Below are 14,627 nucleotides of genomic sequence, written 5' to 3'. Positions count from 1 at the left end.
TAAGCGCCGGTTCAGCAATGGTGGAACAATAGGCCAGATTGCGACGGCGCGGGATGGGATTTTGAAAACGTGATGATTTCGAAGAACAAGACGGCCGGTATCGGGCGCAGGATCGGCATGGCGAGCGCAGGTCTGCTGGCAATCGTCGGTGTGACCAGCGGCCTCCCGGCCCAGACCGTCAGCGACAACAGCGTGCCGACCGTCGGACTCAATATCCCGGAGAACATGCAGATCTTCGGAAAGCTCGATCCCAATATCCGCAAGGCGACGGCGATCGTCAACGAAGCCGTCATCACCGGCACGGATGTCGATCAGCGCATCAACCTGATCGTTGCGGCGAACCAGTTGAAGCTGAACCCCGAGGAACATGACCGGCTTCGGCTCCAGGTGCTGCGCAGCCTGATCGACGAGACGCTGCAGATCCAGCAGGCGAGGACCAACGAGATCGTCGTGACCAAGGACGAGATCGACCAGAGCTTTGCCCGCGTGTCGCAGCAGTTCGGCAAGTCGGAGGCGGATATGCGCGCCTATCTGCGCAGCGTCGGCTCGTCCGACCGCTCGCTGCGGCGCCAGATCGAGGCCGATCTGGCCTGGAACCGTTATCTTCGTCGCCGGGTGGAACCGTTCGTCAATGTCGGCGAGGAAGAGGTCAAGGGCATCATCGAGCGCCTGAAGGCCGCGCAGGGCAGCAACGAATATCATCTGAAGGAGATCTATCTCGCGGCGGGGCCTGACCGCGCCCAGCAGGTCTTCGACAATATGCGCCAGATGATCCAGGATATCGAAAAGGGCGGCAAACCCTTTGAATATTATACTCAGTTTTCCGATGCGTCGACGCGCAGCACGCAGGGCGATCTTGACTGGGTCAGCACCAGCCAGCTCACCTACCTGCCCCCGAGCCTGGCCGAGGCAGCGCAGAAGATGGGTGTCGGCGAGGTTGCCGGGCCGATCGAGGTGCCGGGCGGTTTCTCCATCCTCTATCTGGTCGACAAGCGGCAGGTGCTGATGGCCGATGCGCGTGACGCTCAGCTCACCCTGAAGCAGCTGACGGTCCGCTTTCCCCCGGGCATGACCCAGGCATCGGCCGGCGAGCGTGTCGCCCAGCTGGAGAAGGTAACCCATGCCATGCAGGGTTGCGGCAATGTCGCCAAGGTGGCCGGCGAACTGAACGCCGAGGTGGTGGACAATGCCTCGGTAAAGGCGCGCGACCTGCCAGCCCGCCTTCAGGAAATGGTGCTCAAGATGCAGATCGGCGAGGCGACGCCCTGGTTCGGATCGCCCACCGAGGGCGTGCGCACGCTCGTGCTGTGCGGCCGTGACGATCCGCAGACCGCTGCGCTGCCCCAGGCCGACCAGGTCCAGAGCCGTATCGAACAGCAGCGGGTCAACCTGCGCGCGCAGGGCGTGCTGCGCGATCTTCGCCGCGATGCCGTGATCGAATATCGCTAAGGGAGCGTTTTCGCGATGATCGCGCCACTGGCGGTCTCCATGGGCGATCCGGCCGGGGTCGGCCCCGAAGTGATCGCCAAGGCATGGGCCGCGCGCGAGCGGGAGCAGCTTGCACCGTTCTTCGCGGTCGGCGACGTGCGCGCCATCAGCGCGGTGTGGCACGGGCCGGTCGAACGGATCTTCGACCCGGCCGAGGCGAACGATGTGTTCACCTCCGCACTGCCGGTGCTGAACGTCGAAGACGGGGGCGAGATCACCCCCGGCATCCCCGATGTCGACGGCGCGCGTTGCGCGCTGCACGCGCTTGAAATCGCCGCGGGGCTGGCACGGTCAGGCACTGCCCGCGCGCTGGTGACCGGACCGGTTTCCAAGGCCCAGCTCTACCAGATCGGATTCACGCATCCCGGCCAGACCGAATTCGTTGCCGAGCGGTGCGGCATCGCTGGCGAGAATGCGGTGATGATGCTCGCCGGCCCAAGCCTGCGCGTGGTGCCGGTCACTACTCATGTACCGCTGGCGAGCGTTTCCGGGCTGCTGTCGATCGATCTGATCGTGGCCAAGGCGCGCGCGACGGCGCGCGGGCTGATCCGCAATTTCGGGATATTGATCCCGCGCCTGGCCTTTGCCGGCTTCAATCCGCATGCGGGCGAAGGCGGCGCGATCGGCCGGGAGGAAATCGACTTCATCATCCCCGCGATCGAGATCCTCCGCGAGGAAGGGATCGACGCGACCGGGCCGTTCGCTTCCGATACCATGTTCCACGAGCGGGCGCGGGCAACCTATGACGCGGCGATTTGCTGCTATCACGATCAGGCGCTGGTGCCGTTGAAGACACTGCATTTCGACGAAGGCGTGAACATCACGCTGGGCCTGCCGATCGTGCGCACCTCGCCCGATCATGGCACAGCCTTCGGTATCGCGGGAAAGGACCGGGCCGAGCCCGGCGCGACGATTGCGGCAATTCGGCTCGCCGCGAGCGCCGCGGAACGTCGCGCCGCCGCCGGAGCGTGAGCCCTACCCTTCCTCCCCTCCGTGACGTCATCGCACGCCACGGCCTTGCCGCGAGCAAGGCGCTCGGGCAGAATTTCCTGCTCGATGCGCAGTTGCTTGCGCGGATCGCCCGGATTCCGGGGGACCTTGCCGATGCCGAGGTGCTTGAAATCGGCCCGGGCCCGGGTGGCCTGACGCGCGCCTTGCTCGCCGCGGGGGCAAAGGTGACCGCGATCGAGCGCGACCGGCGCTGCATTCCGGCGCTGGCCGAACTCGGCGACTTCTATCCGGGCCGGCTGCGTGTGATCGAGGGCGATGCCCTTGAGATCGACGCCGTGCCGCTGTTCGAGAACAAGCCGCACATCGCCTCCAACCTCCCCTATAATATCGGTACGGCGCTGCTGGTGCGCTGGCTGTCGGCCGAATGGGCGCCGTGGTGGCGAAGCCTGACCCTGATGTTCCAGAAAGAGGTCGCCGAGCGCATCGTCGCGAAGACCGACGACGATCACTACGGCCGGCTCGCGGTGATCGCGCAGTGGCGCAGCAGTGCGAAGCTAGCGATGCCGGTGCACCGCTCGGCCTTCACGCCAGCACCCAAGGTGATGTCAGCCGTGGTGCACATTGTCCCGGAGGAGGCTTCGCCGGGCGTTGACTTTGGCGTGCTTGAACGGCTGACGGCCGCCGCCTTCGGCCAGCGGCGCAAGATGCTCCGCCAGAGCCTGAAATCGGTTCATGGGGCACTCGACGCGCTGGAAACCGTGGGGATCGAGCCGACTCGCCGGGCGGAGACCGTCAGTGTGGCCGAGTTCGTCGAGCTGGCGCGCGTGCTCAGCTAAACCCTGCATCGCCGGCGTTGATGCCCTATTCTTTCGCGGCAGGCTTGGCCGTCGGAATCTCTACCGAAGCGGTCGCGATCGGCGGGCCCTTGGCGATGGTCGCCGCCAGCACCGTCGCGTCGGTGCAGCCTGCCTTGCCGCAGATAGTGCGGATCTTGGCGAGATTGTCCTTGGCACGCGCGACGGCGCCCTTGGCGACGAGGGCCTCGCCCTGCCCCTTCAGCGCCGAAACGTCGTTGGGCTCGAGCAGCAGCGCCTCGCGGTAGAGGCGGATCGCCTTGCCCGGCAGGCCACGCTCTTCAGCGACCTGGCCGAGCGATACGAAGGCGGCACGATTGCGCGGATCGACCGCAAGGGCGGATTCAAGCGCATCAGTGGCGCCGTCGAGATTACCGGCCGCCTGTGCGGCCTTGCCCTTCGCGAGCAGCGCCATCGAGCGCGGATCGACCTGATCGTCGGGGCGCTGGCCGTGAAGCGAGGTGGAGATCGCAAGAAGCGTCAGCGCAGCAGCGGCGGCGACGGACGAATAACGCATGATCAACTCCAGCTTCGGCACGATGCCTCTGGCTAGCACGCACGTTGCAGTCTTGCGACAAAAAACCCGTCGGTTGAGTCATGCGCGGGCGTGAGCCTAACCCCTGCGCCATGGGGGCGACCAGCCGGAAGCACTACCGGATCAGCACGCCATTCGGGATGCCCGGCAAGGAAAGCGGCGATCTGGTTCGTCCCTTCCTCATCAAGCAGCGAACAGACGATATAGACCAGCGCGCCGCCGGGCTTCACCAGCGCGGCACCCGTTTCCAGGACATGGCGCTGGGTATGGGTGAGCCGGTCGATCCGTTCCGGTGTCAGCCGCCACCGCGCTTCCGGATTGCGCCGCCAGGTGCCGGTGCCCGAGCAGGGCGCGTCGATCAGCACGCAGTCGGCGCTCTCCGCCCAGTCGGACAGAATCTCCGCTTCATGCCCTGGATCGAGCAGCCGGGTCTCGACAATCTCCACGCCGGCGCGCGCCGCGCGAGGCGTCAGGCGCGAAAGCCGCGCGCGGTCGGTATCGGTCGCGAGCAGCGCACCTTCATTGCCCATCAGCGCCGCGAGGGCGAGCGTCTTGCCGCCCGCACCGGCGCAGAGATCGACGATACGCATGCCCGGCGCAGCCTTTGCCGCGAGGGTGACGATCTGGCTGCCGGCGTCCTGCACCTCGATCGCGCCGTCCTGATAGGCGGCGAGCGCTTCGATATTGGTACCCGACGGCAGGCGCAGCGCATCGGGCAGGCCGGGGATCGGCTCGGCCCCCTCGATCGGGCCGGGAGCCTCCTTGAGCCAGTTCAGCCGGATATCGAGCGGCGCGCGGTCGATCAGCGCGGGAAGCTCCTCCCCCTCAAGCCCGGATTGTTTCAGCAGGGCGAGAATCCAGCCAGGGGCGATCCCCGGCGCCGCGGCCTGCTCGTCGGGACCGATCGCTGCCGGGCCATGGCCGATACCCGCGAACAGCCCGGCAATCTCCGGATCGCTTTCCGCCAGCGCCAGCATGGCGACACGGCCATTGGCCGGGCGTTCGCCGAGCTTGCGGATCACGGCATAGACCAGTTCGCGCACGGCACGCCGGTCCTTGCTGCCGGCATAGCGACGCTCGGCGAAATAGCGCGCGATCAGCGTATCGGCCGCGGCCCCTGAATCGCGGGCGGCGACGACGATCGAATCGAGCAGTTCGATCGCCGCCTGGACGCGGGCTGCTGGGGTCATGATATCACTCCTTCACGTCTCTATATCCGAAGAGACGATCAGGCGCCCCACTTCACCGAAAACCGGGACGGTCAGTTCCCGGCGCTCACCCATTTCGCCACATCGGCACGCACACGGTCGGCACCCTGCTTGCGCACTGCAATAGCCGAAAGCACGCGGGTGACACCTCCTCGCGATGCCTCGGGCAGATTTTTCTCGGCATAGGCCGTGATCTTGCCGGGCATCGCCGGATCGTTGGAGGTCGTGCCGAGACTGACGATGAAGCTGGATCGGGTGCTCGTTTCGAGCAGGCCGTTTACCATATCCCTGTTCGCCACGGCGAAATCGAACGCCATTTCCGGATGCCGCCCGGCGACCGCACGGATCAGGCCCGCCTTTTGCGGATTGGTGAACTCGCCCGTCTTCAGCAGGTCGAGCGCGCGTTGCGCCAGGGCATCGTCGCGCGCAGTGCCGAGCAACTGCACATAGGTGTTGCGTGTCACCGGGTTCTTCTCGGCCTTGGTGATCGCTAACAGCGCCTCCCATTCGGCCGGTGTGGCGTTCACCGCATAGACACCGAGGATCGGCGCGCGGATCGCCGGCGGGATGGCGTTCGGATCGGTTGCCAGCGCAGCGACATAGGCACGTGCCTTCGCCGCGACATCGGGATCACCGCTATAGCCGAGCCGGCCGACCAGCGTTTCACGCAGGTTGGTGATCAGCGGCGATTCGCCTGCCTTCGCGTCGAATCCGACGCGCTTCATCACTGGCGACAGCAGCGCGATCGTCCGCGCCCTAAGCGGTGCTTCAAGCGGCGTACCCTGGAAAAAATTGGTGAGCGAACGAAGATTGCCCGCAACCACCGACCAGTCGAGCGGGCTCGCATCGAGCGGCACCGCCGCCTGCACTGCGAGATAGCGGTCGAGCGACTGGTCGCCGCTCAGTGCCAGGGCATAATCGTCGCCGAGCGTGCCGACCTGATCGGTCAGTGCCATCTTGCTGAAGTCGCGCACGATCGCCGCGTGGCTCGCATCGTCGTACTGGACACGGACATAGCTGCCCTTGTCGCGATTGAGGACGAGCGTGCCGCAACCCCGGACCGCGACGGTGGCGGGCACGGCGCCCTGCACGATCGTGCTGGTCACCGGGCCGCCGATCGGCCCGAGCGTCAGGGGCACGCGCCAGGTTTGGGGCTTTTTCGATACCTCGTCATAGCCGAACCGCCCTTGAGTCATGCTCACCTGGGTGGTGCCGCCATTGCACGTCGCGCCTGTGAGCTTCACCAGTGGCACGCCGCCCTGCAGGGTGAAGTCGTGCGCGATGTCCACGACCGGCTTGCCGGCCGCGGCACCAAGTTCCGTCCAGAGCTGGTCGGTCACGGTGTTCCCGTATTTGTACTTCGCCATGTAGCTGCGGATGCCCTTGCGGAAGACATCGTCGCCCAACGTGGATTCCATCATGCCGATAACGGCCTGGCCCTTCTGGTAGGTGATGCTGTCGAACGCCTCGCCAAGCTGATCGACCGTCTCGACATGGCGAATGATCGGATGGGTCGCCGAGGTGGCATCGAGGCCGAGCGCCCCCTCGCGATCGAAGGCGACGGCACTTGCCCGCGCATCCCAGGTCGGGTTCAGGTCGCGGCTCGTCTTGTTCTCCATCCACGAGGCGAAGCCCTCGTTGAGCCAGAGATCGTCCCACCAGGACATGGTGACGAGATCGCCGAACCATTGATGCGCCATCTCGTGCGCCACGACGGTGAAGATCCGGTCGCGCCCGCTCTGAGTAGCGTGCTTGGGATCGAACAGCAGTTCGGGTTCGAAATAGAAGATCGCCCCCCAATTCTCCATCGCGCCGAAGAACTGGCTCGAGCCGGGACCGGCGATCATGTCGAGCTTGGGCAGCGGATAGGGCTGGCCGAAATAGTCGTTGTAATAGACCAGCAGGCGCTTTGCCTCGGCCAGCGCATAATCGCCCTGGTCGACCACGCCGCGGCGAGTGATGACGCCAATCTCGGTCTTGCCGGCCATCACCGTCTTGCGTTCGACATCGCCCATGCCGAGGAACAGGAGATAGCTCGACATGACGGGCGACTGCTGGAACGTATATTTCTTCGTGCCGTCGGTGAGGTTGGTCACCCTGGCGGCCGGCATGTTGGAAAAGGCGGTCTGGTTGCCCGGAGCGACCGCGCTGAGCGTGAACTTCGCCTTGAACGCGGGTTCGTCCCACATCGGCGCGAAACGGCGCGCATCGGGCGCCTCGAACTGGGTCGCGAGCATGCGCGCCGCCGACCCGTCCGGGTTCTTGTAGTCGATCGCGAAGAAGCCCGCGGACGTCGTGTTGATCTTGCCATCCCAGGCGAAGCTCATCGTGTGCGTGCCGACCTTGGCCGGCGCGGGCAAGGTGACGGTGAGTTGCTGGGTCGTATCGTCGATCGCGAAGGGCATGTCCTTCCCGTCGAAGGTCACCTTGCCCAGCTTCAGCTCGACCGCATTCAGCACGATCGTGCTCGTCGCCTGCCTGACGTCGATCGTCACCGTCTCGGTACCGCTAAAGGTCATTGCCTTGGCGTCGGGCTTTACCGTGATGTCGTAGGCGACCGGGGCGACGTTGGCGGGCAGCTGCCCCACCGCGAGAGCGGGGGTTGAGACGCTGACCAGCAGCAGCGACGCGAGGGCGAATTTCATGAAGGAGGACTCCGAAGCCAGATATAATGTATCCCGGTGTGTTGGCCTAATAAGCCATTGCCGCGACATGGCAACTCGTGCTGCTGGACAGTCATTTCAGTTGCGCTATGAAACGCAGATGAGCTTGCCGCCCCTGTTCGATCGCCTCCGGCTGCCCGTCATCGGGTCACCGCTGTTCATCATCTCCGGCCCCGAACTGGTGATCGCCCAGTGCAAGGCGGGAATCGTCGGGTCCTTCCCGGCGCTCAATGCCCGGCCGCAAAGCCTGCTCGACGAATGGCTGCACCGAATCACCGAGGAACTGGCGCAGCACAATCGCGATCATCCCGACCGCCCGGCCGCACCTTTCGCCGTGAACCAGATCGTGCACCGTTCGAATGAACGGCTGGAGGCCGACCTGGCGACCTGCGCCAAGTGGCAGGTGCCGATCGTCATCACGTCGCTTGGCGCACGCGAGGATCTCAACCAGGCAGTGCATGGCTGGGGCGGCATCACGCTGCACGACATCATCGACGATCGTTTCGCGCGGAAAGCGATCGAAAAGGGTGCTGACGGGCTGATCGCGGTCGCGGCCGGCGCTGGCGGCCATGCCGGACGCCTCTCCCCCTTCGCGATCGTCCAGGAGATCCGCCAGTGGTTCACTGGCCCTCTCGCCCTTTCGGGCTCGATCGCGACGGGCGACGCGGTGCTCGCCGCGCAGGCGATGGGCGCTGACCTTGCCTATATCGGCTCGCCTTTCATCGCGACTGACGAAGCCAATGCCGAGTCCGGCTATAAGCAGGGCATCGTCGACGGAAAGGCCGCTGACATCGTCTATTCGAACCTCTTCACCGGGGTGCATGGCAATTATCTGCGGGGATCGATCGTCGCCGCTGGCATGGACCCCGACAACCTGCCCGAGGGCGACCTGTCGACCATGAATTTCGGTGGCGGCAATGGCAGCAAGGCCAAGGCATGGAAGGACATCTGGGGATCGGGCCAGGGCATCGGCGTGATCGACAAGGTCGAATCCGTCGGGGCGCGGGTTGACCGGCTCGAAAGGGAGTACGAGGCCGCGCGACTGAGGCTCGCACTCGGCTGATCGGCATCGGGGCGATTGTTTTCCGCCGGTTGCCTACCAGTTGATTGCCACCCCCAGCCGCACATTGACAGGGCGCAGCGGCGTCACCTGGTCGCGTGCCGCGAGGGTGAAGGGATTGCCGAACGCAAAGCGATTGGCGGTGGCATTCGTCGCATTCGCCACGGCCAGCGATATCTCCATGTTGCGCCACTTCATGGAGCCGGACAGGTCAAGCGTCAGATAATTCCCCTGGCTGACGTCGAGCAGGTCGCCGGTGCCGAGCATGGAACTGCCGACATACCCCAGTGACCCTTGCGAGTGGAATGTCACATCCCGGACGGTCCACTCGTAAGACAGGCTGCCCCGGGCCGCGAAGGAAGGCGTCTCGGGTAGGCGGTTCGTGTCCCTGGCGGGCTGGCCGGGGAGCGGCGCGCTGACGCTGTTCCGGGTATAGAGGAACGTGCCGCTTGCGTTGAGGCCCGGCAAAGGGGTCCACCCGACCATCCCCTCAAGCGAGTTGATCTGCGCGTCGCCGAGATTGACGGTATAGGGCTGTCCACGCCGATTGATCAGGTCCGCCTGGGCGCCGGTCCACCGAGCGATCGAGAAGCTGCCGGAAAAGGTCAGGCCGGTCTGGCCGCTGCGTAGCCTGCGGATACCGATCTCGCCGACGGTGATCGAGTCGGCGTTGTAGTCCGCGACTCGCCCGATTCCACGAGCGACCGCCAGGCCGCCTGTCCGATACCCGGTCTGATAGCGCGCGAATGCAGCGAGTTGCGGTGCGATTACCCATGACAGCGCGATGGTGGGATCGATCCGCTCGGTCGATCGTCCCTTCACGAACGCGTTGGATCGCGGTTTGCTGGAAGGCTCGCCATCGATCCGCGCGGCGGTCGCGCGCGCGCCCAACGTGACCGAGAAACTCCGGCGAAGCGCGATCGTCGCCTCGGCGAACAGCGACGCCGCCCGTGTGACGTTGGTCACGCCGATGATGGTGGCCTCGCTGCCCGCCGACCCAAGCGTGCGCGAGAGGACATCGCGATTGCTCAGCAGGGCGAAGCCAGCCACCCATGACCCGCCATTGGCGAGCGATCGGGAAAGCCGCGTCTCCTGGGTCAGCAACAATTTCGAATTGCCGATATCGTAGCTAGTCGGGTTCGGCGACGGGGGCACTGCGGCGCTCGCGTCGAACACTTCGGACGTGTCGAGTGCCGCGAGCCCCGATGCCGATACCAGGTGCAAGCCGCTCGCCCAGTCACGGGTGATCACCAGCCGGCCGAACAGCAGGCGGCTGCTGAAGGGTTGAGCAATCCGCGAGCGCCGCGCCAGCGGGCCTTCGGGCAGCTCGGCATATTGCCCGTCCCTGGCATCGATCTGCTGGCCGGCGCCGCTCAGATCGATCCGCCAGCCATCGCCCGCATCGACGCGGAACGCCAGGCGGCCGCCAGTCGTGTCGGTGCGATTGATGTCGGAAAGACCGCGGCCATGATCGTCGATATAGCCGCCATCCCGGATGCGATATCCCACCACCCGCACGCCAGCGACGTCGGTCTTGAGCGGAAGGTTCACCATGCCGGCTATATCGAACCCGGCCTCGCCCTCGCGTGTCGCGGTCACGCCCGACGCCATCGAGGCATGCGTACCGAGCAGGTCCACCGGATTGGACGTCAGGCGGATGATCCCGCCGATCGCTCCCGCGCCGTACAGCGTGCCCTGCGGTCCTTCCATCACGTCGATGCCGCGCATATCGTACAGGCGCAAGCCGGGGTCCGGGCCCGAATAGCTGAGCTGGACGTCGTCCAGATAGATGCTTGCGGTCGACTGGCTGGCGCCGTTGAAGCTGCTGTCGGCAACGCCGCGAATGAAGATCTTGTTGCGACCCGCCCCAAGCTGCGTGCTTTGCAGGACGGGCGTGACAACCGCGACGTCAGCCATATCCCCCACCCCGGCCGCGGAAAGAGTCGGCGTGCCGGTGATCGACGTCAGGCTGCCCGGATAGCGCAGCAACGGGACGCGCTGTTTGCTGGCGGTAACGACGATGTCAGCGGGGTCGATGGGCGGCGGGCCTGCCGGCGGGCGGCGGCGCGGTGTGATGCGTACCGGCGCACGTACGACTCGATAACCGCCGCTTCCGATCGGTATCGCACGATAGCCTGTGTCGGCGAGCAGCCGTGTCAGCGCCTCCCGCACCGACATCCTGCCCTGTACCGCTTGAGTGCGGATCGTGCGGAGCCCGGCCTCGGTGCTGATGATCTCGGCGTTCGCCTCTCGGGCGAGTGCGGTCAGCGCCTTGTCGAGGGTGGTCGCCGGTACCGCTACAGTGACGTCGCGCGCCATTGCCGGCGCCGACAGGCCGGTCGCCGCGAGCAACAGTGCCGGATACAGCCTAGCGCGAAGGCGCCGTGCTACCCGCCAATATCCATCGGTCTCCGTCACGCCGCCAAGTCGCCCCGATCAGGGCGGCCAGATGGGGTATATCCCGATCGGCGGCTCCCGTGAGCTTGACCATGCCGGTAAACGGCCGTTGCGACAAGCCGCCCTCAAGGACGACCTGCGTCGCATTGAGACGATGGATGGAGGCAAAGACGCTTCCCAGCGGCTCGCCATCGAAGCTCAGCGTGCCGGTTCGCCAGCCACCGACCGACGCGGGCGATATCTTCGCCCTGGTCATCGTGTGGCTGTCCTCACGGACGACCAGCGCATCCCCGGGTGCCAGCTCGACCGATTCGCGATCTGGTTGGAACAGGACCGACCCCGACGAAACCTCGACCGCAAGCCGGTCTCCATCGCGGGCGAGATTGAACACGGTCCCAAGATCACGGACTGTCAGGTCACCGGACGTCACCGTGAACGGATTGGCGGGATCGTGCCGGACGTGCAGCGTGGCCTCGCCTCTTTCCAGGTCGACGAGACGCGGCCGGCTATGGTCGAGTCGCAGGCGGGTGTCGCCGCTCATTTCGATCCTGGAGCCGTCGGCCAGGTGCAGCGTGCGCCGCTCCCCGGCCCTGGTAGCGACGTCGTAGGTGGACGGCCGGGCGGGCGTCACGAGCGGCATGAGGAGCGCCACCGCCGCGGCTGCCGCCGCGAGTCCGCCAACCGCCCAGGGCCAGCGGCGCGCGGGCAGTTCCCGACGCACGACCTCGATCGGGAAGTCGGTCCGGTCGATGAGGTGTTCCTGCATCACGACGCTGTCATAGGCGCTCGCATGCGCCGGGCTGATCTCGAGCCACGTCACGAATGATTCCCAGTCCTGATCGGACATCTCCGTCTGGCGGAGATGCCATTCGATCGCCTGGTCGATGATAGTGGACTCGTCACCCTGCACGGTTCGTGCCCCTTTCATCAGATAGACGATATGGTGAGGCGACTTCCACACCTGTCGCTTCGAGGCGATCGTGAATTTGACGATAGGCGCGCTGCAACAGCTTCTCCACGCCGCTCACCGATATTCCCAGCTCCTCGGCAATGGTGCGTTGCGACCGGCCTTCGATACGGAACCGGTGCAGCGCGATCCGCATCCTCTCGGGCATCGCCTCGACCGCCGCCGCGACTGTCCTGAGCTGGTCGCTGGCAATCAGCGCGCGCTCGGCGTCGGGCAGTTCGTCCGCGTCGGGCTGGCTGTCGAGCCAGGCGGCATCGCGCGCGCCGCGACGGCCGCCAGCGATGCGGCGGTCGGTGGCGAGGTTCGCCGCAACCCGGTAGAGGAACGCCTTGGGCTGCGCGACGGGACGATCGGCGAGCTGGTCGATGCGCAGCCACATGTCCTGCAGCGCGTCCTCGGCATCGTCGCTATTGCCCAGGCGCGCGACGAGCAAGCGTAGCAGCATTGGCCGCTGTTCGAGAAAGATGGCCCTGAGACCGCCGCCAGCCACTGTCGATCGACCCCTAGATCAGGCCGGAAACGCCAGCCCTTCGGCGGCTGCCATGTCCGCGATCGACAGAGCACGCAAGGCCGTGGCTTCACGCACCCGTGCCGATGCTATCTCGTCGTTGGCGCGATCACCCTTCCCAGGATGGCACATTACCAGATGAACCATCCCCGGACGGCGCAAAAAAACCGGAAACAGGGATGTGTAGTCGCTGGCAAAATCATAGTGCCCGGCGAAGCTGTCGTTGCAGCGCAAGCCGTGCCTGGTCGCATCCCGTTTCAGGCCCAGCGAGTGCCACGCGCTGGCCAGCGCCTTGCCGCGAAATGGCCGCGACATCATCGCGATGAACGAATCGGTGCAACAGCGGACCCACGCGCCCGGCGCTCGGATTGCGGTCTCCTCGAGCACGATATCGCGAATGCCGTTGAGGGCGTGGGCGTGCTGATGGCCGTCCACAAAGGCTGGTGGACGGCCCAGCGCCTGGATGAATGAGTCGAATTGCGCGCGAACCTCGACCGCGATTTCATCGAGCGGCGCCGTGCCGGCCCGGGTGAGACGTCCGAGATCGTTGATGGCCGGCAGATGGCCCTGAGGTGCGAGGCGAGGCATCGCCGTAAGCGGGCGCTCTCCCGTCAGCGTCAGGTGCAGGCCGATTTCGACATGATCGGGCAGATAGCGCAGCAGCGCCGCGTCGGTCGGCCAGCCGGGCATCACCGCCATGCAACTGATGGCGTTGAGCTTGCCCGCCTGGGCCAGTCCGGTAATCGTCAGGCTTACCTCGCGCGAGAAGGCGAAGTCGTCAGAACAAAGGATTAGTCGTGGCAAAAATCGCCCCTTCCACGTTCTGGTATCGCCGTTCCCGGATATGGTGGCTGAGCAACTGGCGGTGCCGCAACCGGCGGCCGAGGAAACGGTAGAAGAACCAGTCTCCCGCCCAGGGCGCTGTCGCCGAATAGGCAAGCCGCTCGACCAGCGTCCAGCGGATCGAGGCCCGATCCCGTTCGCGCGGCGAGGGCGCGCACCACAAATCATGCGAATAGCGCATCGACCCGAGCTTCATCACCCGATGGATGACCTCGTGATCCTCAAGCACATAGTTCCAGCGGTCGGGGTCGAACCCGCCGGCCGCACGCAATGCGACCGTTAGAAACGCCTGGCCGGCACCGCCGGTATGACATTGGCGCGGCAACAGCCGCGCCGCGCCGTTGATCTTGCGGCCCTCCGCGGCGATATCGACCGGCATCGCGTCCCGCGCGACGAAAAAGGCACCTGCGACCACGCATCCATCCTTGCCCAGCACGCGCTCCGCCTCGGCAAGGTAGTGCGGCGGATAGACGGTATCCGCATCGCAGGTCGCGACGAACGGAGTGCGCACCCAGCCGAGGCCAGTGCGGAGGGCGGCGACCTTGCCCGGCTTGCGTTCGGTCAGCAGCAGATAGTCGAGCCCGAGCCGATCGCATTCCGCGCGCGCGATCGCCGCGCTGCCGTCGGTCGACCCATTGTCGATGAGGACCAGCCTGAATGGACGGGTCTGCTCGGACAGGCTCGCGATGGTCGCAGAGAGAAAATCCCGTTCGTTGAAGAAGGGAATCAAGACGGTCCAGGGCAGCGCGGATGGCGCTGCGTTTGACGTCGCGTGGTCGGAGCGAGCCGAAGCGAGATTGAAATACATGCGCGTATCCATCGAAACCGAGGCAGGTTCCGTTGGCCGGCATCGGAACCAGTTCACCGCGGCCTCCCCCCGGATACCCGCCAAACTTTGTCCCGACGCCGACCGGTGCCTCGATTTAAAGACGATATGGCGCGCCCCGACCCTCACTCCACGGGAGCGAAAATCGACGAATGTCGGCTAACGTCGCGGAATCCGCACAGTGGACGCATCGCCGCGGTGGCGCCGATGCCCAATGATCGCGTTGGATCTTACCGTGCTGCGTGAGATCGACCGCCTGCTCGTCTATCGGCGGCGGGGCGTCGCGCCGCCTCGCTGAGTTCGGCGCTGAACAGTGAGGATCGCTGC

Annotated in this window: 12 protein-coding genes; 4 read left to right on the top strand and 8 right to left on the bottom strand. The window is 65.7% G+C overall.

The genetic code is table 11. The features are described from left to right. Nucleotides 1-72 precede the first annotated feature (72 nt). Genes NDN01_RS08065 through rsmA form a run of 3 tightly spaced genes read left to right on the top strand, consistent with a single transcriptional unit; the run spans nt 73 to nt 3,275 of the window. A complete protein-coding gene (locus NDN01_RS08065) occupies nt 73-1,449 on the top strand; it encodes a peptidylprolyl isomerase (RefSeq protein WP_272628086.1) in 1,377 nt (458 codons plus the stop codon). Between the two features lie 15 nt (nt 1,450-1,464). Next, a complete protein-coding gene (gene pdxA, locus NDN01_RS08060; protein WP_272626835.1) occupies nt 1,465-2,460 on the top strand; it encodes a 4-hydroxythreonine-4-phosphate dehydrogenase PdxA in 996 nt (331 codons plus the stop codon). Beyond that, complete coding sequence (gene rsmA, locus NDN01_RS08055) at nt 2,457-3,275, top strand: 16S rRNA (adenine(1518)-N(6)/adenine(1519)-N(6))-dimethyltransferase RsmA (protein WP_272626834.1); 819 nt, start codon at nt 2,457-2,459, stop codon at nt 3,273-3,275. The genes pdxA and rsmA overlap by 4 nt, the downstream gene beginning before the upstream one ends. Nucleotides 3,276-3,300: 25 nt before the next feature. On the opposite strand, the gene NDN01_RS08050 is transcribed toward rsmA, so the two are convergent. The 3 genes from NDN01_RS08050 to NDN01_RS08040 form a co-directional block, all read right to left on the bottom strand. Then, nucleotides 3,301-3,810 carry a tetratricopeptide repeat protein gene (locus NDN01_RS08050; RefSeq protein ID WP_272626833.1) on the bottom strand — a complete coding sequence of 170 codons (510 nt, stop codon included), beginning with the start codon at nt 3,808-3,810 and terminating at the stop codon, nt 3,301-3,303. Nucleotides 3,811-3,842: 32 nt separating this feature from the next. After that, nucleotides 3,843-5,018 (bottom strand): RsmB/NOP family class I SAM-dependent RNA methyltransferase, encoded by a 1,176-nt coding sequence (locus NDN01_RS08045; protein ID WP_272626832.1) that lies wholly within the window; start codon nt 5,016-5,018, stop codon nt 3,843-3,845. A gap of 71 nt (nt 5,019-5,089) precedes the next feature. Beyond that, nucleotides 5,090-7,681: a M1 family metallopeptidase gene (locus NDN01_RS08040; RefSeq protein ID WP_272626831.1), complete on the bottom strand. Its 2,592-nt coding sequence runs from the start codon at nt 7,679-7,681 to the stop codon at nt 5,090-5,092. A gap of 118 nt (nt 7,682-7,799) precedes the next feature. Between NDN01_RS08040 and NDN01_RS08035 the strand changes: the two genes are divergently transcribed. Beyond that, a complete protein-coding gene (locus tag NDN01_RS08035) occupies nt 7,800-8,762 on the top strand; it encodes an NAD(P)H-dependent flavin oxidoreductase (RefSeq protein WP_272626830.1) in 963 nt (320 codons plus the stop codon). Nucleotides 8,763-8,795: 33 nt separating this feature from the next. Here the strand turns inward: NDN01_RS08035 and NDN01_RS08030 are convergent, their stop codons facing one another. From NDN01_RS08030 to NDN01_RS08010, 5 genes are all read right to left on the bottom strand, one after another. Further along, a complete protein-coding gene (locus NDN01_RS08030; protein ID WP_336298356.1) occupies nt 8,796-11,177 on the bottom strand; it encodes a TonB-dependent receptor in 2,382 nt (793 codons plus the stop codon). Next, nucleotides 11,128-12,084, bottom strand: coding sequence for a FecR family protein (locus NDN01_RS08025; RefSeq protein WP_272626829.1), 957 nt, complete (start codon nt 12,082-12,084; stop codon nt 11,128-11,130). Before NDN01_RS08025 ends, NDN01_RS08030 begins: the two co-directional genes overlap by 50 nt. Continuing rightward, a complete protein-coding gene (locus NDN01_RS08020; protein WP_443025210.1) occupies nt 12,056-12,568 on the bottom strand; it encodes an RNA polymerase sigma factor in 513 nt (170 codons plus the stop codon). Before NDN01_RS08020 ends, NDN01_RS08025 begins: the two co-directional genes overlap by 29 nt. 63 nt (nt 12,569-12,631) lie before the next feature. Beyond that, complete coding sequence (locus tag NDN01_RS08015) at nt 12,632-13,435, bottom strand: ChbG/HpnK family deacetylase (RefSeq protein ID WP_272626827.1); 804 nt, start codon at nt 13,433-13,435, stop codon at nt 12,632-12,634. Beyond that, on the bottom strand, nt 13,410-14,282 hold the full coding sequence (locus tag NDN01_RS08010) for a glycosyltransferase family 2 protein (RefSeq protein ID WP_272626826.1): 873 nt from the start codon (nt 14,280-14,282) through the stop codon (nt 13,410-13,412). Before NDN01_RS08010 ends, NDN01_RS08015 begins: the two co-directional genes overlap by 26 nt. Between the last annotated feature and the right edge of the window lie 345 nt (nt 14,283-14,627).

This window comes from Sphingomonas sp. QA11, assembly GCF_028473665.1.
Taxonomy (GTDB): Bacteria; Pseudomonadota; Alphaproteobacteria; order Sphingomonadales; family Sphingomonadaceae; genus Sphingomonas; species Sphingomonas phytovorans.
Note: the sequence above shows the minus strand (reverse complement) of the source record. Positions and strands in the feature narration are given on the sequence as shown.

Bases quoted from the DNA above. Each gene is read 5' to 3' on its own strand.
- NDN01_RS08065 (WP_272628086.1), top strand. From the start codon at position 73: ATGATTTCGAAGAACAAGACGGCCGGTATCGGGCGCAGGATCGGCATG.
- pdxA (WP_272626835.1), top strand. From the start codon at position 1,465: ATGATCGCGCCACTGGCGGTCTCCATGGGCGATCCGGCCGGGGTCGGC.
- NDN01_RS08050 (WP_272626833.1), bottom strand. From the start codon at position 3,810: ATGCGTTATTCGTCCGTCGCCGCCGCTGCTGCGCTGACGCTTCTTGCG.
- NDN01_RS08045 (WP_272626832.1), bottom strand. From the start codon at position 5,018: ATGACCCCAGCAGCCCGCGTCCAGGCGGCGATCGAACTGCTCGATTCG.
- NDN01_RS08040 (WP_272626831.1), bottom strand. From the start codon at position 7,681: ATGAAATTCGCCCTCGCGTCGCTGCTGCTGGTCAGCGTCTCAACCCCC.
- NDN01_RS08035 (WP_272626830.1), top strand. From the start codon at position 7,800: ATGAGCTTGCCGCCCCTGTTCGATCGCCTCCGGCTGCCCGTCATCGGG.
- NDN01_RS08025 (WP_272626829.1), bottom strand. From the start codon at position 12,084: ATGAAAGGGGCACGAACCGTGCAGGGTGACGAGTCCACTATCATCGAC.
- NDN01_RS08020 (WP_443025210.1), bottom strand. From the start codon at position 12,568: ATGCTGCTACGCTTGCTCGTCGCGCGCCTGGGCAATAGCGACGATGCC.
- NDN01_RS08010 (WP_272626826.1), bottom strand. From the start codon at position 14,282: ATGTATTTCAATCTCGCTTCGGCTCGCTCCGACCACGCGACGTCAAAC.